This window comes from Paenibacillus sp. PK1-4R, assembly GCF_030369595.1.
Lineage (GTDB): Bacteria > Bacillota > Bacilli > Paenibacillales > Paenibacillaceae > Paenibacillus.
In genome coordinates this window covers 4,604,095-4,625,414 of sequence record NZ_CP126535.1, presented here as the reverse complement: position 1 = coordinate 4,625,414, position 21,320 = coordinate 4,604,095, and the positions used below count along the sequence as shown (strand labels likewise).

Annotated in this window: 13 protein-coding genes; 11 read left to right on the top strand and 2 right to left on the bottom strand. The window is 47.3% G+C overall.

Annotation, left to right across the window (positions count from 1 at the left end; translation table 11 throughout):
• The first annotated feature begins 12 nt into the window (after positions 1–12).
• From QNO02_RS20060 to QNO02_RS20045, 4 genes are all read left to right on the top strand, one after another.
• Positions 13–876 (top strand): DegV family protein, encoded by an 864-nt coding sequence (locus tag QNO02_RS20060; protein WP_091028666.1) that lies wholly within the window; start codon positions 13–15, stop codon positions 874–876.
• Positions 877–886: 10 nt separating this feature from the next.
• Positions 887–2,932 (top strand): ATP-dependent DNA helicase RecG, encoded by a 2,046-nt coding sequence (gene recG, locus QNO02_RS20055; RefSeq protein ID WP_076250891.1) that lies wholly within the window; start codon positions 887–889, stop codon positions 2,930–2,932.
• 115 nt (positions 2,933–3,047) lie between these two features.
• Positions 3,048–3,335 carry a stage VI sporulation protein F gene (locus QNO02_RS20050; protein WP_036614589.1) on the top strand — a complete coding sequence of 96 codons (288 nt, stop codon included), beginning with the start codon at positions 3,048–3,050 and terminating at the stop codon, positions 3,333–3,335.
• A gap of 616 nt (positions 3,336–3,951) precedes the next feature.
• Complete coding sequence (locus QNO02_RS20045) at positions 3,952–8,409, top strand: glycoside hydrolase family 3 C-terminal domain-containing protein (RefSeq protein WP_289389782.1); 4,458 nt, start codon at positions 3,952–3,954, stop codon at positions 8,407–8,409.
• Between the two features lie 33 nt (positions 8,410–8,442).
• Here the strand turns inward: QNO02_RS20045 and QNO02_RS20040 are convergent, their stop codons facing one another.
• Both QNO02_RS20040 and QNO02_RS20035 read right to left on the bottom strand, forming a co-directional pair.
• On the bottom strand, positions 8,443–10,023 hold the full coding sequence (locus QNO02_RS20040; RefSeq protein WP_289389781.1) for a response regulator transcription factor: 1,581 nt from the start codon (positions 10,021–10,023) through the stop codon (positions 8,443–8,445).
• Between the two features lie 7 nt (positions 10,024–10,030).
• Complete coding sequence (locus QNO02_RS20035; protein ID WP_289389780.1) at positions 10,031–11,839, bottom strand: sensor histidine kinase; 1,809 nt, start codon at positions 11,837–11,839, stop codon at positions 10,031–10,033.
• A 131-nt stretch (positions 11,840–11,970) separates the two neighbouring features.
• Here QNO02_RS20035 and QNO02_RS20030 point away from each other — a divergent pair, with 131 nt between their 5' ends.
• The 7 genes from QNO02_RS20030 (at position 11,971) to QNO02_RS20000 (ending at position 21,208) form a co-directional block, all read left to right on the top strand.
• Complete coding sequence (locus QNO02_RS20030; protein ID WP_091028675.1) at positions 11,971–13,302, top strand: ABC transporter substrate-binding protein; 1,332 nt, start codon at positions 11,971–11,973, stop codon at positions 13,300–13,302.
• 85 nt (positions 13,303–13,387) lie between these two features.
• Positions 13,388–14,266 carry a carbohydrate ABC transporter permease gene (locus QNO02_RS20025; protein WP_249912206.1) on the top strand — a complete coding sequence of 293 codons (879 nt, stop codon included), beginning with the start codon at positions 13,388–13,390 and terminating at the stop codon, positions 14,264–14,266.
• Positions 14,263–15,099: a carbohydrate ABC transporter permease gene (locus tag QNO02_RS20020; RefSeq protein WP_289389779.1), complete on the top strand. Its 837-nt coding sequence runs from the start codon at positions 14,263–14,265 to the stop codon at positions 15,097–15,099. The genes QNO02_RS20025 and QNO02_RS20020 overlap by 4 nt, the downstream gene beginning before the upstream one ends.
• A gap of 12 nt (positions 15,100–15,111) precedes the next feature.
• Positions 15,112–16,665: an alpha-L-rhamnosidase-related protein gene (locus tag QNO02_RS20015; RefSeq protein WP_289389778.1), complete on the top strand. Its 1,554-nt coding sequence runs from the start codon at positions 15,112–15,114 to the stop codon at positions 16,663–16,665.
• 669 nt (positions 16,666–17,334) lie between these two features.
• A complete protein-coding gene (locus QNO02_RS20010; protein WP_036614944.1) occupies positions 17,335–18,987 on the top strand; it encodes a sensor histidine kinase in 1,653 nt (550 codons plus the stop codon).
• A 10-nt stretch (positions 18,988–18,997) separates the two neighbouring features.
• A complete protein-coding gene (locus tag QNO02_RS20005; RefSeq protein ID WP_249912207.1) occupies positions 18,998–19,792 on the top strand; it encodes a LytR/AlgR family response regulator transcription factor in 795 nt (264 codons plus the stop codon).
• A 180-nt stretch (positions 19,793–19,972) separates the two neighbouring features.
• A complete protein-coding gene (locus QNO02_RS20000; protein ID WP_133386007.1) occupies positions 19,973–21,208 on the top strand; it encodes an L-lactate MFS transporter in 1,236 nt (411 codons plus the stop codon).
• The last annotated feature ends 112 nt before the right edge of the window (positions 21,209–21,320 follow it).

The following is a 21,320-nucleotide window of genomic DNA, read 5'->3' as shown; positions in this document are numbered from 1 at the left end:
AGGAGGAGAGTCATGAGCCACAAGGTTGCGATAGTAACAGACAGTACGGCGGATATTCCCGAAGAACTCATTCGCAAATACGGGATTCACATTGTTCCGCTGCGTGTACTGTTCGGAGAAGAGACCTATGCAGATGGTATTGATCTGACTTCGGAACAGTTCTACGAAAAGTTGAAGAAAGTATCTGTGTTGCCTACAACTTCACAGCCATCTCCAACCGATTTTATGAATGTATATCAAGCTTTGCTTGATGAGAACCCGGAACGCCCGATTGTATCGATCCACCTGTCATCTGGCATGAGTGGTACCTACCAATCGGCCATGCTTGGCAAGTCTTTGCTGGAGCGTGAGGGTGACATCACCGTGCTGGATTCGAAGTCAGCATCGTATGGATACGGTCTAATGGTAGTACAGGCTGCTGAACTTGCCGAACAGGGCAAGTCAGCAGTCGAAATCACTGCTGCCATTGAAGGGATGCAACAATCTCGCAAATTGTTCTTTCTCGTGGATACCCTTGAGTATCTGCAAAAGGGCGGTCGGATTGGCAAAGCTTCAGCCATCTTGGGAACGTTGCTTAACATTAAGCCGATCCTGTCTATTGATGAAGAAGGCGTTATCTACGCAGTTGAGAAAGTCAGGGGTCATAAAAAAGCAATGGCACGCATTATTGAGCTGTTCCAGAAGGATCTTGCAGGCAAACGGGTTAACCTGGCGGTAGGTCATACCGCTGACCCGGGATCAGCGATCGCTTGTGCAGAGCAGCTGCGGGGTCATTTTACACTGAATGAAGTGATCTATACCAATATTGGAGCCGTAATAGGCAGTCATGTTGGACCTGGTGTCATTGCGATCTTTATGTGGCCTGTTCCGGAATGAGGGATTAGACATGAAATTGGAAGAAATATCAGTTAAGCAAATTAACGGCGTGAGTGCTCTCAAAGAGGGAGAGCTTCACGCCTTTGGCATCTCTACTGTTAAAGACCTGCTTGAATATTATCCGTTCCGTTACGAGGATTATCGTCTGCGTTCACTTAGTGAAGTGAAGGATGGGGACAAGATTACGGTCCAGGGACAGGTGATGGGTATTCCTGTATTACAACGATACGGTAAAAAGTCCCGTCTCACCTGTAAGATCATGACGGAAGAGTGGATGATTACAGCCACCTGGTTCAATCGACATTTCCTCAAAGAACAACTTACCCCTAATCGGGAGATTGTGATTACGGGAAAATGGGAACAAAAACGCATGCAGATGACAGTTACTGACTCGGAGTTCCCCGATAAAGGCGATGGGCGTTCAGGCACACTGCAACCTGTATATTCGGTAACCGGCAAGCTGACGCAACAATGGATGCGGAAAACGATCAATCAAGGGTTAATCCAATTCGGAGATATGATTCCCGAGATTCTGCCTCAGTCCTTGATGAAGAAATACAGCTTGATGCCTCGTAAACAGGCGATTGCGGGGATTCATCGTCCACAGGACAACCGGGAGGGTCAACAGGCCAGACAGCGGATGGTGTATGAAGAGTTGTTTCTGTTCCAGTTGAAAATGCAGGCGTATCGTGCGCTCAACCGGAATCGTATGGATGGCGTGGTACATACAACGGACAATACGACGATCCGTGAGTTTGTACGCAGTTTACCTTTTGAATTGACAGATGCTCAGAAAAAGGTGGAGCTTGAAATTCTGCATGATATGCGTTCGCCCTATGCAATGAATCGGTTATTGCAGGGTGATGTAGGATCGGGTAAAACGGTTATTGCGGCAATTGCGCTATATACGACTGTTCGATCCGGTTTCCAAGGGGCTCTGATGGTGCCTACGGAGATTCTGGCGGAGCAGCATATGCGCTCACTGCAAAAGCTGTTTGAACCGTTTGGGGTAACCGTAGGGCTGTTAACGGGCAGTGTAAATGGACGCAAACGTAAAGATCTGATCGCCTCGTTGCAAATGGGCATGATTGATATCGTGGTGGGTACACACGCCCTGATTCAGGAAGATGTTTTCTTCCGTGATCTGGGTCTTGTGGTGACGGACGAGCAGCATCGCTTCGGTGTGAATCAGCGCAGCGTTTTACGACGCAAAGGATATAATCCGGATGTGTTAACGATGACGGCAACGCCCATTCCGCGGACACTGGCCATTACGGCTTTTGGGGATATTGAGGTATCCACGATCTCGGAACGTCCGAAAGGACGGATTCCGATCTCTACGTATTGGGTTAAGCACGATATGATGGAGCGGGTGCTCGGGTTTATCTCCAGAGAAGTGGATCAGGGCCGTCAGGCCTATCTAATCTGTCCACTCATTGAAGAGTCGGAGAAGCTGGATGTGCAGAATGCCATTGATCTGCATGTGCAGATGCAGCAGAACTTTCCGAAATATCGTGTAGGTCTGCTGCATGGACGGATGACGGCTGCGGAGAAAGAAGAGATGATGCGCGACTTCTACAGCAATGATATTCAGTTGCTTGTCTCCACCACCGTTGTCGAGGTTGGGGTCGATGTGCCAAATGCAACGTTGATGGTCATTATGGACGCGGACCGCTTCGGTCTCTCCCAGCTGCATCAGCTTCGTGGTCGGGTCGGTCGTGGTGCGCATGCTTCCTATTGTGTACTCATTGCTGATCCCAAGACAGAGGTTGGACAAGAACGTATGAAGGTCATGACGGAAACGGAGGATGGATTCGAGGTATCCCGGCGGGACCTGGATCTCCGGGGTCCGGGTGACTTCTTTGGTACCAAACAGAGCGGACTACCCGAGTTCCGTCTTGCCGATATGGTTGCTGATTTTGCTGTGCTGGAACAGGCCAGAGATGACGTGACCCACTTAATTGAGGATGCTACCTTCTGGACCTCTATGGACTATGCACCTCTGCGCGATTTCCTACAGCAACAGCAAGTATTCAAGGGTGATCTGATTGACTAAAGCTTACCTTGATAGCTGGTTTTTCGTATTACCTTTGTAAAAAAAGACAAGTGTACAAGCCCTCCCGACATATGAATAAGAAGTGAGTTCATTCTTTTGGGAGGTGCTATACGTTTTGGGTTATCAACAATATGGAATTAGTCCGCAGCTGGTGGAGCGGATCAAATTAAAGATGAAAAATCCCGCTGTCAAAGAGCGTATCAAAAAGTTGATTGATGGCGTGACCAAGTCTGATCTGCAAGATAAGGCCAAGGTCAGAAGGTTGGTCAAGTCTTCAGCTGTTATTATGAATGAGAATTTCTCTCCGGCGCAGGAGGAGCAGTTTGTTGCGTTTGTACTCGCGCAGAAGATTGATCCGAACAATACGTTTCATTTGATTAAGCTGTGGGGGATGTTTAGGTAGGGATTCGATGTAATGTTGGGTGGGGTAAAATGAACTACAGGGTGTTACACATGGCCACTACGAGTGCAGTACCATCTTTCGATCGCTGTTATCCCCGGATTTTTTTGAATCACCCTTTGAAAGGGTAAAATCCGGGGATAAAGGCGAGCGCTTCGCTTCTCCAGATTGGTTCTGCACTCTTCGTTACTGTGTAGCTGGAGTTCATTTTATAAAAAACCAAATTACATCGAATGTTTATGAAGTAATTTTAGTGGGTGGGGCGTTTCATAAGTCAGGAAGATGACTTATGAAACGCCTTTTTGATTGTTATAACTAGAGACAAGCCTTGTGACATTACTCGGTTGAATATTCGTTGAAGTTATCGAACCTAGCTTGTGTTACCGCAGAAACAAAGTTTTCAATGAGTTGTTATGTTGGTTAAATCGAGCATCTTAGTACAGTGATTGGTGGAGTATGAGGCTTATATTTAATATAAATTCAAATTTATCCTTTAACGATACATAACCGTAATATCTAAAAATACTGTACCTCAACCCATAAACAAAATGTACCATTCCTCCAACTATAATGAGTGAGTACCAAATTGTAAGCGATTACAAATAAAGGAGGGGTAACATTGACTTTGACTAGAGGTTTCAAGCAGAAGATTAGCGGCAAAGTGATTGCGGTCATCACCGTGGTCAGTCTGACATGGGGGTCCTGGGGAGCTACGCCACTATCAGCATCTACGACAAGTACGTTAAAGTTCCAAACTCAGCAGGGAGGTGTCTTTGACGGGATGCCATTATTCGATGGCGTGCCAGAGCATCTGGATGCATACGTAGACACCTATTTCGAATACACTGGCCTCGAAGGCCCAGCCGTTTATGTGACGGGTTCGCGAAACCATTACACATTGAAGCAGGGGAAACATGCAGGCAAGGTCATTCCGGGTGCGTTATCCGCTGCAGATAATGTTCAGGGTGTCTCGACCGATTTTCCTGCTCTGATCGGCATGGGACAGAGCTGGAACAAAGAACTTTTGTCCGATATCGGTGAAGTGATGGGGAACGAGAAAATCAGCAAATTAAAGGTCAAGCAAGGCGAATCCAACATTCATGGGGGCAACGATCCTTCCCTCAGCGTGGCGTTCAGTGTGGTCAGTGATATGCGTATCAATCCGCTTAGCGGTCGTTTCGATGAAGGGTTCTCTGAAGATCCCAATATGGCCGGAGTCTTGATCGACAAGATGGCTTCGGGTCTTAGCGGAATTGATCAGTCCACCAGCGAAGATGGATTCTGGATGAGAGCAGCGGTGGGGACAAAGCATTACTCCGTATATAACGCGCAGTGGTTCAGGCAGACAGCGAATAACAGTGCAAGCGCGCGTTCATTGTTTGAGTACCAAACCAGAGCCGCGCTCCCTGGATTTGAATCAGGTGCGCTGGCGGGCACAATGACATCTTATGGCCGGACTAACGGCATTCCAAACATCCTTTCCCCGTTACAATTATTGGCCAATTTGGACGCGAAATATGGTGTATACAGCTCGCCTGATTTCAATGGAGATGCAATTGTATCCAACGCGAACCAACTCGGAAATGGATATGACGACCGCTATGCCGTGGACCGCGGTCATGCAACCGTTCTCATGGCGCTTGCTCAGGCGAATGCGGGTCGGCCGTCAGGGACGACACCTGCGGATGTGACCGATCTCGTGGCGCTCGTAGAGCAAGGGGAATATGGAATTACCGAGGAAGAACTTATAGAAGCAGCCAGACCACATGTAAACCAGCTGGTACGTTTGGGGATTTTCAATGAAACTGATGAGCAGGGCATCCCGAAAAACTACCCTTTTGCCCAGGAAGCAAGAGACGTCAGGACGTCTCCGCCTTCCGATTATAACCAAGTGAACCATCAGGAAATAGCACTTCAAGCGGCACAGGAGAGCGTTGTTTTGTTGAAAAATGATGGCACACTTCCGCTGGAAAAAGGAAATGACGCTGCTGTTTCTGGGGTGTATGCCGACGCACGCTTCAAGACAACGTATTCAGTTGGCGCGACACCTAAGCTGGAAAACTCAGGTGAATCTCCACTGCTCTCAATCATTAAAATGAATGGTAGCAGTAACGTAAACTATGCCCCAGGAAATGAAGTCATTGCACTAACCTCTAAAGCGAATCAACAAACGGTCACGGCAGACGTGTATAGTCCAAATGCAGGCACGGAGGGAGCGCAGCTCATCACAACTTCGGATGCCCCAGATGAGGCCAGTTTCTCCCACTTGTTCCGAGTATACGATTGGGGTCAGGCGGGTTCAAGTTTATTGTCGCTGTATAACCAGCGTTGGGTGACTTCCCCTGCGACAAATCATGCAGCAGTTGGCAATACGGATCGTACCAGCCTCAATCTGACGAACAATGATTGGAACCTTCCTGAGATGATGGGTGATACGAGTGCCATACCCCCAACATTACGAATGGAAACGAACGAGGATGGCTCAATGTCTATTGTTACCAATGGGTACCGTACAGGATTCTCTGGTGACTTTACAAATTGGTATTATGCCAACGGACGCTTTATCAAGGTAGATGATGCTGGTAAGCTCGTGACTACATCATCTCCACTGGGAAGCAAGGATAATGCTGCGAATCGCCCGGACGGGGTGAAGTTTGAGAAGGCCGTGGTGAAGAACGTGGGCGAAGAGGCGGTAGCAAGAGCCACGGAAGACGATTACGCCATCGTCTTTGTCGGAGCAATTCCACGACATAGTGCAGGAGAAGGTAACGACCGGTCTACCCTCGATATGGGCGAGGCAGATTATGAACTGGTCGACAAAGTATCTGCTGCCTTTGCAACCCAGGGCAAGAAAACCGTTGTCGTGGTTAAATCGAGCTTCCCTGTAAACATGGAGCGCATTCAGAACAACCCTAACGTCTCAGCGATCGTTTACCAGCCATATGGCGGTCAATACGATTCGTATGCTCTGGCCCAGGTATTGTACGGAGATTACGCGCCGACAGGCCGCCTGACGTCCACATGGTATGCAGGCATTGATGCATTCCCTTCCATTAGTCCATATGTTATACCAGAAGGTAACATTACTGGCCTTGACGACATCGACCCCCGATTTATGGTTGATATGACGAATGCAGACCCCATTGAATCTGAGTTGACTTATATGTATACAGATGCCACGGTGACCTATCCGTTTGGTTACGGGTTATCATATGCTGATTTTACGTACGATTCCCTGACCGTACCGTCTTCTGTAACGGGAGATGAACCATTCACGGTGTCGGTCCGCGTAACCAATACAGGAGATGTGGCCACTTCCGAGGTCGTGCAGCTGTACGCCCGTAACAGCAACTCTGCATACGGCGAACATGCGCCTAAAAAGAAGCTGGTTTCATTTGAGAAGATCCATCTCACTCCGGGTGAAACAAAAGAAGTCCTGTTGCAGGTCGATCCACAAACGCTGGCATTATGGGATGTGAATCAGAGCGAATGGATCGTTGAACAGGGCAGTTATGAATTCATGATCGGAACCTCAGCTGGTGATGCAGACGTGCAAGTATCGAAGGCATTAAGCATTGGTGGGAAGTCGGTTTCGACCTTACCCCTTACCCAGCCTATAAATGTATTTGATCATGCGTTTGCTTCGAACGAGGTCGTTTACCACGAAGTATCCAAGGAACGCACGGCAGCCCAATTAAAAGCCAAAGCGATTGTTGGAGGTTATTATGCAGTTCGGTCCAAACAAAATGGATCGTGGATCGCATTGCCTAAGGCTGACTTGACAGGTGCGCAGAAGGTGAAGGCAACTGTCGCATCTAATGTGCAGGGTGGCACGATCTCGTTGCATGCGGATGCGCTCGATACTGCACCGCTTGCTGTATGGAACGTACCGGTGACAGAACCTGTCTCCTACAAGATTAGCAATGCTAACGTAACGGTCAAGGAATTAGGGTACGTTGACGTAGAGGCGGATATTTCTGCTGCCGTGAGCGGCGTACATGATCTGTATCTGGTGTTTCATGAACCGGATCTTCGGATTGACAGTTTGTCATTTACGTTGAAAGAGCCGGGAACAAATCCAGGAAGTCCAGGCACAAATCCAGGAACAAATCCAGATTCGCCAAGCACGCCTGGATCAGGTAGTGTTGGAACTCCTGTTAAGCCACCAGCATCCGGGTCCGAGACTGAAGGCGAAACGGATTCGGAGGGCAATGTTTCTGCTGTCGTGACCGTGCAAACGGGGGATGTTGCTGATCAAGCTAAGGCAGCAAATATCCGTTCATCTGGCATCCGGGTTATCGGCGATCCATGGAATGTATCCATCAAAGATAAGCAGAACACGTATGTCATTGCAGCGCTGCCTGTTAACGATGTCGTAGCTGCAAACTCCACAACAATCGCATACGTTGGGGAAGGAGGACAACTTACGCCGGTGCCTGGCGTGTTGACCAAAGACACAAACGGAAACAAGGTATGGAAAGTACTGTTAAACCAAGGAGGCACGTACGTTGCGATTCACTCGCTCCGCGAATTTGTTGATGTTAAGCCTTCAGCTTGGTATGCCAAAGATATTGCCAAAGCCAACAGCTTGCTGTTGATCAATGGCGTATCGGAACGCCGCATGCAACCCCAAGGAACGACAACATCGGCCCAAACGTTGATGGCTGCCTTGAATGCGTTAGGAATTGAACCGATGGGAGCGGCAGCAAACGAGAAATGGTTTGATCCGATTTTACGAGCCTCCAAGGAATATGGCCTGATGGAAGAAGGGCAGTACCTGCCAAATGCCCCAATGTCACGTGAGGACATGGCAATGGTGCTCGTTCGTGCGCTGAACTTGTCTGGGGTGGATACGAAACTGCCAGAAGCAGAGGTTGAATCATGGCTGGAAGATTTTAAGGATCAGGCCCAGCTGACACCAAATAACCGGGCAGTCATGGCAACGGCCATTCAGCTTGGTATATTCCAAGGTACGCCGGATAAACTGTTACAACCACAGAGCACCCTTACACGGGCACAACTTGCAACTGTTATTGTCCGTGTGCATGACCGGATAATAGAACGGCTGGATCACTAAGAACCAGAACAACGAAAATAAGGAACTGGGCCATCATACATGGCCTGGTTCCTTGTTATTTGCGGTGAAGGATTTGTGTTGCTTTCGGTATTCCTCCGGAGTCCAACCGGTCAATTTTTTAAACACCCGAAAAAAATATTTTGGATTGTCGTAACCTAGCTGTTTGGCAACCCGGTAGATTTTATCGTCTGTGCTCGTTAAGAGCTGCTTGGCTTGACTGATCCGTAGTCGGTTTACGTAATCAGTGAAGTTCTCGGATGTCTTTTCTTTAAATAAATGACTGAGGTAACTCGGGTTCAGGTAGAACAGGGACGATACCCATTCCAGCGTTAAATCCTTGGTATAGTGATTATCGATATATGTCCTGACGTTGTCGATCACTTGATCTGATGCGTAGGGGTTGTCTTCCTTAAGCAGATGAGCTGTTCCCGTCAGCACCTTTACCATGTAATGCCTAATGCACTCCATATCGAACGAGACGTTCAGAACGGCCTCCAAGCTGGAAGAGGCGCTACTGTTACCTCCGTTCTGGATATAGTTACTCAGCAGCCGTTTGGTTTCCGTGATAATGTCTCTGCACTGCTCCTTCAGGTGGGCAAGCAAAGCGTCAGGCTGGCGTATGTAGAAAGCAAAGAAATCGGTGATGAGCTCTTCCACCTTTGGTACATTCCCGCTCTCTATAAAAAATAACAGTTCATACGTTCGAGCCCACTTCAGTTGATGTAAAGGAATTTGCTCCCGTGAAAATACGTAACATTTTCCAAAATCGGTAATGGCTCGTTCGTCCAACGCAAGGATTGTTTGATAATGAGCTTCTCGGACCCCACCAATACCTGTATGAGGCAAGCTGATCCCCACACAACAATCCGTAGTTTCGGATTTGGTCAAAATTATACTTGCTGTTTGTTCCGCCATTTTCTGCAAATCAAGCTGGCCTGAGCAACCCAGATCATGCATCAGGAAAAACAATAGCTGATCCGTTTGTGGATGAGGAATGTACAGGCCATTCGAAAAGGTAGGCAGTTGCTGTGCTGTAAGCGGTTGAGGACCATAAATCGTCAAGAAAATGAACTGGTCAGAAGCCATGATGGCGGCAAATTCCGCAGAGCGGAACATAGGTGTTTTGATGGATGAATGGGGAGCCAGCACATAATTCAGGAAGGCTTGCATGTCTGTATCCCTTTTCATCTGCTCCGTTTCTACTTCTCTTAGAACGACTTCCCGCTGAAGAGAGCGCTCCTGTTCGATGGCTTGGATGGCTTGGTGAAGCGTACCGTGGATTTCATCCCGGCTAAAAGGCTTCAGCAGGTAATTTACAACTTTCGCAGAGATTGCCTCTTGCATATAATCAAAATCGGTATGTCCGCTAATGACAATTAACTTGATGCGCGGATATTGCTGGCATACTGTCCTGATCAACAGTTTGCCATCGACCTCAGGCATACGCATGTCCGTAAAGATAATGTCCGGCTTGAACGATTCAATCAAAGCCAAGGCGTCTGCGCCGTTATCTGCTTCGCCTAAGAGTTCAAGCGAGTGCTCAAAAGTCCCGATTTTTTTCAACAAACCTTTGCGGATCAAGGGTTCATCGTCCACAACGATATACGTGTACATCTCTTGGTCACCTCTTTTCCCAATTGGCCGGAATTTCGAGTGTAATTCGAGTTCCTGTATTCAAATCGGTATGAAACGAAAGGCCGTAACCCTCTCCGTAATACAAAGCAATTCGTGAATGCACGTTTTTGATGCCGATGCTTTGTTTATGCCTTTGACCAACGGCGACGAATTCAGGTGGCTGCTGGAGCAATTGTCGAAGTTCTTCCGCTTGTGTTGAGGACATGCCCACGCCATCGTCCCAGATCTCGAACACGATGCTGTCCTCCTGAAACAAACCGGTAATGGTAACGGAACCCTTCCCACGTTTGTTCTCCAACCCGTGATAGATGGCATTTTCCACGAGTGGTTGCAACAGAAGCTTCAGCATGCGACGACTCCGAATTTCCGGGTCTACATTAAGGTTGAACGCGAACTTGTCACCATACCGAATCTGCTGGATGGCCATGTAGTTTTCTACATGTTGAAGTTCTTCGCTGACCGGGACCAGCTCGCTATCCGTTTTGATGCTGTAGCGGAACATGTCCCCGAGTGACTTGGTCATCACCACAATACTCTCAACTTCTTCGATCTCGGCAATGCTATTAATCGACTCCAGCGTATTGTAGAGGAAATGGGAGTTGATCTGTGCCTCCAATGCCTTCATCTGGGAGTCCAGCATGAGGATTTTATTCTGGTAACTTTCTCGGATATGCGTATCGATGTCTTTCATCATTTTGTTGAACTCATGGTAAAGGATTCCAATCTCGTCGACTTGCCTCGTTACTTGAGGCTTGATGGTCACAAAGCGATGAGATTTGGTTTTGCGCATCAGTTTGGTCAATTCAATGATGGGTTTGGTAATCAGATTGGACAAGAAAAAGGAAAGTAGAAGGAAAATGACGGCACAGCTTATGGCCACGTATAACAGCAACTTTTGCGAGATGTTGTACTGCTCATACAACCGATCCATAGAGATGTTGGCAATCACGTTCCAATTGCGGCCGGGAACTTTCTGGATTACCGTCATCATGTTATCTTGGATTGATTTGTACTGTGAATTGTTGCCGACTTGATGCGTTGCCGCAGCCAGAGTATCGGAGAGAGGAGTGCCAACTCTACTTCCGTCGCTGGAGTACAGGATCTCGCCAGCGTCGTTCGCCAGATATAGATTGGACAAGCTTGGTGCCGGATTACGTTTTAGACCGTCAAAAATGTTCATACTGCAATCCAGCATAAACACGCCTAGGAACTCGTTGTTGTTGGGATCGTAGAGAGCTCTGGAGAAGCCAATGGATTCCTTGGCGTTAATGATGTAAGGTTTGACGCCAACTTCACCAATATACAAATCGCCTTTGCGCTTGATCGTATCCAGATACCACTCATCGCGAAGTGCGACATAATCAAGGCGTAGGTCTGTGCCGCTACTGCCATAGCTTATCCATTTGCCATCAGGTGTGAAAAGGTACAAACCATTGATGTAATTGTAACCAAGCAGAATGTTTTCAAAGATCAGTTTCAATTTGCTGCGGATCATGAAGATTTCATATTGATCGTTGGTACCGTTCAACTTGATTAGTTCATCACTCACAGTGCTGTAAGCGGTTGCATTTGAAGACTGCTGAAGGAGTGTGACGGAGATCCGGTCGATGTTCTGCAAAATTTCCTCCATGCTCTTGACCGAATTGCCTATAGTTGTCGACGTCACGAGAGAGGTCTGCTCATTCACCAGCTTCGTGTAACTGCGATAGGAACTGACAGAAACAACGATAATTGGCACGATCGATACGAGGACGAGGACCAGAAAAAGTTTAGTTTTGATGTTGAACAGAATCATACGTGCTCCTCCCGCCATTTGTCAATTCTAAAAATAGTGCACCATACGAGCCAAAGCAAATGCACTTTTGCCCACAGTATGATGAGAATGTGCACAAAGCAAGAATAAACATGAATTGGGGGAATGACAAGATGAAAAAAAGAAAACGACTGTGGTCCCTAACTTTGGTACTGCTCATGATGTTTCTGAGCGCATGCAGCTCCAGTAGCGAGGAGGGGGGCGGTACGGATACCAATAACGGGAGTATAGATGATTCAGAAAAGCCAATTACGCTGACGATGATGCTTTCGGGAAACAAGGCATCCGAGGGAGAGGATTTTGAGCTGGAGACCTTGCCGCGCCTAGTCAAAGAGAAGTTCCCGAACATTAACTTGGAAGTACAAAAGTTGCCTGATGATCAATACAATACATCTGTTCGAACCAAGCTTGCGGCTGGACAGGGACCGGACATTTTCTGGATTTTCCCGAAAAATGCGGCTGGCGGTGTCATTGATTTTGCAAAGGCAGGCTTCGCTGCGGATCTGTCAGATCTGAAGTTCTGGGATAACATCAGCCAAGGAGCGAAGGAAGATATGTCCTATGAGGGTAAACCTTACGGCGTGGCCGAAGGACTGGACTTCCTCGGCGTTTACTACAACAAGGAGTTGTTACAGCAGGCAGGATATTCCGAGTTTCCGAAGGATTGGCCTTCGTTTCTGGATTTGTGTCAAAAGTTGCAGGCAGCGGGCGTAACGCCAATTGCGATGGGAGACAAGGACCCTTGGATGATCCAATTCGGAATGTATCCGATTGCAGCCAATGTCGTGTATCCAAATGAACTGGATTTTGATGTCAAACTGCAGAACGGCGAAAAATCGCTGACTGATCCAAAGTGGGTTCAAACCATATCCAAATACAAAGAGCTCTATGATAACAACTACGTCGTCAAAAACTCGCTTGGCATTGGTAGTGCCCAATCTGCGCAGTTGTTTATCGACGGGAAAGCAGCAATGACCTTTACGGGAACATGGGATTATGCCTCCATGACGTCCAAAGGCGCTACCGATTTTACTCGCGGATTCGCTTCATTGCCAGGTAACGAGTCGGAACAGCCGGTGTTTGTATCTGCTGCAACATCTGCCGGATACGCTTTGAACGCCAAATCGGCAAACCTGGATGCAGCCAAGGAAGTACTGAACTACCTGTTTGATGGTGAATCAGATCTGTTCAAAGCATTTGTGGAAGCCAACAGTTCCATCAGCGTGTATAAGGACGTAGAACTTGAAAATGAATTGTTCAAGGAAGTGAATGACAACTATCAACAAACTGGAAATTCCGTCTACTTCAGCAACCAGATGTGGCCAGCTGGAGTATCGGACGTCATGCAGGCAAAGTTTGCCGAAATTATTGCTGGACAGAAAACAACACCAGAAGATGTGGCAAACGCCATGGAAACCAAGTTCAGAGAGCTGTGGAAAAATTAGAACAAAACGATGCTGTCTGCTGTAAAGGGGAGAATGATTGTCCTTCTTCCCTTGCCGCAGGCCCTCTTGGAAAGGATGGAGCAGGATGAGCTCTACTGTAATGAAAAAGTCCATGTACTGGTTTGCTTTGCCGGCATTGATCTTCTACCTGACCTTCTGGATATTCCCGATCCTGCGGTTGTTCCAGTACAGTATAACGGACTATAACGGGTACGCCCAAGCCTATAACTATATCGGTTTCGACAACTATAAGGAATTGTTCCGGAGCGACATCCTAGGCATTTCTTTAAAAAATACACTGATCTATACGTTCGTCACCGTCATAGCTGGCAATATCATCGGTTTGGCAATGGCATTGCTGTTAAACATGAAAATAAGAGGAACCGGGATTTACCGTTCCCTGGCGTATATTCCCACATTGTTCAGTGCGATTGTCGTCGGCTTTTTGTGGAGCTACGTCTATATGCCGGATTACGGGCTGATTTCTTCCTTTCTCGATAAACTGGGTATCACAAATGAACTGAATTTCCTGGGTGATTACTCGACCGCGCTGTATTCTATTATCTTCGTGGAAATCTGGAAGACGATCGGAACGACAATGATTATCTTCCTTGCAGGACTACAGACTGTTCCGAGTGACCTTTTGGAAGCCGGACGGATTGATGGCTGCGGCTCATGGAGATTGCTGCGACATGTGAAGATTCCATTACTGGCAACAGCGATTACAATCAACGTGACGTTAAGTTTGATCAATGGACTCAAAGCGTTCGACTTCCCGTTTATCATGACGAATGGCGGTCCGGGCACGGCTACCAACACGCTGATTTATACCATCTACAAGATGGCATTTACCGAACAGCTCTTTGGTAAAGCTTCGGCTCTTGGCGTTATTTCCTTTGCCGTGATTATCGTCATTACCGCTGTTTTTGTCCTGAAAATGAACAAACGGGAGGTGTCAGCATGACGCTTCGTAAAGTTTTGGGGAAAGGGTCCGTTCAGGCTGTCGTGCTGTTGGTGATGGCGTTAAACCTGATTCCGTTAATTATTGCCTTTTCGACATCACTCCGAGATCCAAGCAACAACACAAATCCGCTGGTCCTGTTCCGGGAGATGTCCTTTGCAAGTTACAAGGCTGCCTTCGACCGCATGCACTTTCCGGAAGCACTATGGAACAGCGTGGTGTTAACCGGGGTATCGGTCGTGTTCGTTGTCCTGTTTGCGGCGATGGCGTCCTACCCGATGGCCCGTTTGAAGACAAAGCTAAGTAAGTTCATGTATTTGTTTTTTTTGTCCGGACTCGTGGTACCTGCGCAAATGGTATTGATACCGATTGTGCAAATGATTAATGCGCTACATATTCCAACGAATCAATATACGCCTATTTTCATGTTCATTACGTGCAGTCTGCCGTTTTCAACTTTCCTGTACACGGGCTTCATTCGAAGCGGTGTGCCTGAGGAGGTAGAAGAAGCGGCGCACATCGACGGGGCGGGATTATTCCAACGGTTCTGGACCGTCGTATTCCCTTTGCTCATTCCGGTAACGGTATCGGTCATTATTACGCAAGGTGTCTGGATCTGGAACGATTATTTCTTCAATATGATCTTTATTTCCAGCGCAGGAGATTCACCCTTACCGCTGGCCATGCTCGGATTTTTGGGCGATCAGCAAAACCCCACGCAGTGGAATGTCCTGTTTGCAGCGTGCTTTCTGTGCGCACTACCGTTGCTGCTGGCGTTTCTGTTCCTGCAAAAATATTTTATCGGTGGCATGACCGTTGGGGCGGTCAAAGGATAAGGAGGCATTGTAATGCGTGAAAAAGTGATAAACACAGCCTGGCTGGAGAAGGCCCAAGAGCTGATTCCGGAGCTTCACCAGCAAAAGGTCTATCCGGAACATATCGTGAGCGCAGTTCCGGATGCAGCGGCTTTTCAGGGATGGCGTATTGAGCCGCTTGGCCCAGCGGAGCACTTGTCCGATCAAGTGCTGTGTAAGGGAGACAGTGTTACGCTGGATTTCGGGGAGCATCTCGTCGGTTTTCTGACCTTGTCGCTACTTAACGAGCGCAGTAATGCAGATGCACCTCTCAGATTGAAGCTCACATTTGGAGAAATGCCCTGTGAGGTCGGTGAGGATTTTGCAACATATTCGGGTTGGCTTAGCCGTTCGTGGCTTCAGGATGAGATTGTGAATGTGGACGTGTTACCCAGTACGCTAACACTTAACCGTCGGTATGCCTTTCGGTATCTGAAAATCGAAGTCGTAGAAACGTCGATTCGTTACGATATTCGAATTAACGATGTATATTGCATGACGGTGACCTCAGCAGACATGAGGTCAGTACCTCGATTGCCTGAAGGTATCGACATGGAGCTGGTGGAAATGGATCGCGTGTCCGTGAAGACACTCGGGGATTGCATGCAGACGGTATTCGAAGATGGGCCGAAGCGTGATCGACGTTTATGGATTGGGGATCTTCGCCTTCAGGCCCTCGTCAATTATGAAACATTCGGCTGTAATGATCTTGTCAAGCGCTGTCTGTATCTCTTTGCCGGAACGAGATTGGAAGGCGGCCAGGTAGGAGCCTGTTTGTACGAACAACCGGAACCGTACGTGGACGATATTTACCTATATGACTATGCGTTATTCTTTATTGCGACGTTATGGGACTATTTTGAAGCTACCAAGGACAGGAAAACGCTGGAAGAACTTTGGCCGGTGGCTCGAGAACAGATTGACATTTCACTGAGTCGGCTTGATGAGCGGGGCATCGTGCAGGATGACGATACGTGGTATTGTTTTCTGGACTGGCATGAAGAATTAAATAAACAGGCTGGTGCTCAGGCAGTTCTCATCTATAGTATGAAAAGGGGAAGGTCGATTGCCAAAGAACTAGGGCTGCCGGAGTATGAGGAATGGATTAACGCATACATCAAAGACGCTGAGCAAGCAGCCCTCACATATCTGTGGGATGGTGATCAGGGGTTTTTCGTCAGTGGTGAAAAAAGACAGGTATCCTGGGCATCGCAAGTATGGATGGTTCTGGCTGAGATCATGGATGCTCCGACGGCCCGGCAATTACTTGATCGGTTAACGGGTAACGGAGAAGCTATTGGCATGACCACGCCGTACATGGTTCATCATTATGTTGATGCATTGCTTATGTGCGGGGAAGAGGAGAAGGCACTGGAGCAGATCCGAAGGTATTGGGGCGGTATGCTGAAGGATGGAGCGGACACTTTCTGGGAGCTCTACGACCCGGACGACAAAACGTATTCTCCTTATGGCAGCAATTTGGTCAACAGTTATTGCCATGCTTGGAGCTGCACACCAAGTTATTTTATCAGGCGAAATTTTTTATAATTTTGGACTTGAGGTCAACCGGGAACGTCTGGTTGGCCTTTTTGGATTAGTTTCAGGTAGCATAGAGCCTGCCATGGCCTATTGTTTTTATTTATCTGTTTTTGTTCGTACCGTTAAAAGAACGAGTGGCTATTAATGAAGCGATTAATACGAATATTAAAATAAAGTTATATGGGTTTCCTTTAAGTATGTAGACTTGAACGATGAGTGTCAGAGTTGAGATGCTTAAGATTATTCGCAGGACAATCGCCGATGAGCGATCAGGATGATGGCTTCGTTTGGAGATAAAGTACAGGGTGTACCATAGAAAACTAAAAAGCAGAAGTGAACCCAGGAGTAGAATGGCAAGCATGCATGAACACCTTTCTGTAATTAATTTCACTCAATAATTGGAATAACATGACAACTAATTATAACATAGGTTTTTCTGGAATCGCAGATTTTCATAGAAGTTAAGGGATGAACTATTGTGTGCTTGGTGCAGTCTTGTTGATGCATTTTCACAAGATGGACTTTGCTTTCCTCTGGGGGGAGCGGTAAACTGTTGCATACGAGTATAAGAGCCTTATGGTTTAATGTCCTGGATGTTCTTTCAAAAAGGCGTGGCTGTGTTGGTATGCATGTTATTTTCAGACAGATGTGGAGGAAGTACGATTGGAAATGTTTACGATGCTGCTGGGTTTGTTTGAACGGGCGGCGCTGTTGATTATATTTTTATTCTTTCTGTCGAGGGTGCCGAGATTTAGGCAGATTCTGCAAAAGGGGAAATTAAGGTGGCAGGAGTCTATTGCGGTTACCTTGTTATTCTGTGCTTTTGCCATCTTCGGGACATATACGGGCATTAATGTTGAAGGTTCACTGGTAAATGTGCGGATCATCGCCGTGTTATCGGGTGGTATTTTGTTCGGAGCGCCTGTGGGTATTATTACGGGGATTGTCTCCGGGGTGCATCGGTATTTGATCGATATGGATGGCGTCACAGCCATACCTTGTCTCATCACAAGTATTCTTGCGGGTCTGGTCTCCGGATATATACATAAGTACACGCCCAAGCCCAAGCGATGGATTATCGGTATTGGTGCCGGAATGATCTGTGAAGCGCTCACGATGTTATTAATCCTTCTATTTTCCTATCCCGATCCACTGGGTGCCGACATTGTTTCGAAAATTGCGCTGCCTATGATTCTGGGTGAAGTCAACATTGGGCTGATTGTGCTCTTGGTACAGAGTGTCGAAGGGGAAAAGGAAATGATTGCAGCTCGTCAGGCGAAGCTCGCGCTGGAGATTGCAAACAAAACCTTGCCGTATTTCCGTTCGATTGACGAGGATTCTCTGCGCAAAATCTGCCGGATTATTCAGGAGGATATTCAGGCTGATGCGGTTGCAATTACGGATACCCGGAATGTACTGGCTTATGTAGGATTTGGTGAGGAACGATATCATATCGGTAATGAAATTATAAGTGAGATGACCAAGAAGACAATATCCAGCGGGGAGATTACGATCAGTAATGATGTGATTGATGAAAAAACACCCGATATCCACTCGCTGTTAATCATTCCGCTTAAAGAACGAGGAGACATCACAGGTGCGCTCAAAATTTATTATCGCAAAGCGTACAAAATTACGTATCCATTACAAACGATGGCGGTAGGTCTGTCTCAGATCATCTCGACCCAGATGGAGGTATCGAGGGTAGAAGAGATCAAGGCTGCTGCCAACAAAGCGGAGCTTCGTGCGTTACAGACAACCATTCATCCTCATTTTCTGTTTAATGCGCTAAATGCGATTGCTTCGTCCATCCGAACCAAACCGGATCGAGCACGCGAGCTGATTGTGAATCTATCCGGGTACATGCGTTACAATCTGGAGCTGTCGGATGAGTTGATCGATATTCATAAGGAACTAGAGCAGGTCCGTAATTATGTAGAGATTGAGAAAGCTCGCTTTGGTAGCCGACTTAACGTGATCTATGACATTGATGAGGTCGCGGTGCATATTCCGAGTCTTGTTATCCAACCGCTCGTCGAAAATGCAATTATTCATGGCATTCTCAAGGTCAAAGGACCCGGGACTGTTCGAATTCGGGTACAGGATTATCCGGAGTTTGTGCGAATCAGTGTCAGTGATACAGGGGCAGGCATCAGTGCAGATATTATTGAACGTGTCTACCATGACCGTATGCCTGGTAACCAGATCGGGCTATATAATGTGCATCGCCGCGTTAAGCTTATCTACGGACAAGGTGTAACCATTACAAGGCTGGAACAAGGAACCGATATTTTATTTGATGTGCCCAAAGGAGATGTCGTAACAAGGTGATGATGGATCAATGAGAGCTCTTATTGTGGAAGACGAGATTCTGGCAAGCGAGGAATTGAATTATTTAATCCAGGAACATAGTCAGATTGAGGTGGTTGACCGCCTTGAAGACGGGCTGGATGTACTGAAATTTTTGCAGGAACAAGAAGTAGATGTCATTTTCCTTGATATCAATATTCCCTCGCTGGACGGCATGATGCTGGCCCATCATATTGGGAAGTTTGCAACGAAACCCTACATTGTATTTACTACGGCGTATAAGGAACATGCAGCAGAAGCCTTTGAGTTGGAGGCGTTTGATTATATTCTGAAGCCGTATGACGAGAAACGAATTGCTGCAATGCTCCATAAGCTGGAGCTCGCATTCAAACGTGATCATACGCTGATGGAGCAACATGTTGAGGATGGACCAGTTACTATGGTGGACGGATCTACTGCGCAGGGTGAACTGCTACGGGATACGAATTCCCATACGGACAGAAGAATTAATCTGCTGCGGAATGACAATATTATTGTTACGGATACGGCAGACATCTACTATGCGGAAGCGCAAGAGAAAGTGACGAAGGTATATACCAAAAATGGGGAGTTCACCATGCCAGTGAGCATATCGGATTTTCACAGCCGTCTGCCACAGGATACGTTCTTTCGCTGCCACCGTTCGTACGTCGTAAATCTGTCGCAAATCCGTGAAATTGTACCTTGGTTCAACAATACGTATCTGCTCCGTCTGCGCGATTTGGAAGCTGAAGTGCCCGTGAGTCGTGGGAAGGTCAAAGAATTCAGGCAACTCATGCGCATCTAGAAGCATTTCATTCCGCATCTGATGCAACTCATGCTCAAAACGGTGTAATGAATCCCCTTTCATGTATGATTAGCTTGTGAACGCATTCATGTATATGACATCGGCAAAGGGGAGATCACGATGAAAGCAACCATTTCATCCGTTTCATCAACACCTGAATCAACATCTGCACCTACAAAAATGAACCGCTGGCTTATTGTATTGGGGACCATCATTGTACAAATGGGTCTTGGAACCATCTATACTTGGAGTTTATTTAATCAACCGTTGTCTGACCGTTTCGGATGGGACGTCAGCTCGGTCGCGATAACTTTTTCAATTACCAGTTTTGCTTTGGCATTTGCCACATTGTTCGCAGGACGATTGCAGGAACGTTGGGGTCTTCAGCGTCTGATCCGTGTAGCCGGGGTTGTGCTTGGGCTGGGTCTTATTCTGAGTTCCCAAGTCACCTCGTTAACACTGCTGTATATTTTGGCTGGATTTGTTGTTGGTTTTGCAGATGGTACGGCGTACATTACGTCACTGTCTAATCTGATCAAATGGTTCCCGGAGCGCAAAGGTCTGATCTCGGGGATCTCGGTCGGCGCCTTTGGTACCGGTAGTTTATTGTTCAAATATGTGAACTCGGCATTAATTGGTTCCGTTGGTCCTGCTCAGGCATTTATGTACTGGGGCATTATCGTTCTGGTTCTGGTCGTTGCGGGATCATTCCTGATCCGTGAAGCGGTTGTTCGTGAACAGGCTCCGGCAAGCAAGGAAGGATCCAAACAAGTTGTGGCACGTCATGATTACACGGTGAAAGAGATGCTGCGTACCAAAGAAGCGTACATGCTGTTTGTTATTTTCTTCACGGCGTGTATGAGCGGTTTGTATCTGATCGGTATTGTCAAAGATATCGGTGTACAGCTCGCTGGACTTGATGTAGCTACCGCTGCAAACGCAGTGGCCATGGTTGCGATCTTTAACACGGCAGGACGTATTATTCTCGGTGCGCTGTCGGATAAAGTAGGACGAATGAAGGTCATCGCTGGTGCGCTGCTGGTTACAGCCGTAGCTGTCATGACACTTAGTCTTGTTCCACTGACCTTCGGGATTTTCTTCGCCTGTGTCGCGGCCGTTGCATTCTGCTTTGGCGGTAACATTACGGTGTTCCCGGCGATTGTGGCCGATTACTTCGGACTGAAGAATCAGAGCAAAAACTATGGCGTGATCTATCAGGGATTTGGATTTGGTGCCTTGGCAGGATCATTCATCAGCGCCCTGTTGGGCGGATTCCATCTAACCTTCATCGTGATTGCTGTACTCTGCGCTGTCTCGCTGTTGCTCGCACTGATCATTACACCTCCGGGTCAAGGTCGTCGTGCACGTCAACGTGAAAAACAGATGAACCTTAACCCTTCATCACGGGCAAGCTGACACATGCACTGGAAGTACGGAACAGAGAATATTTCTTCATCTTAAAAAGCAAATTAAAAAACAGAGTAAACAAAGCGGTCTCCAGACGAGGCCGCTTTTTGGTATCTACAGT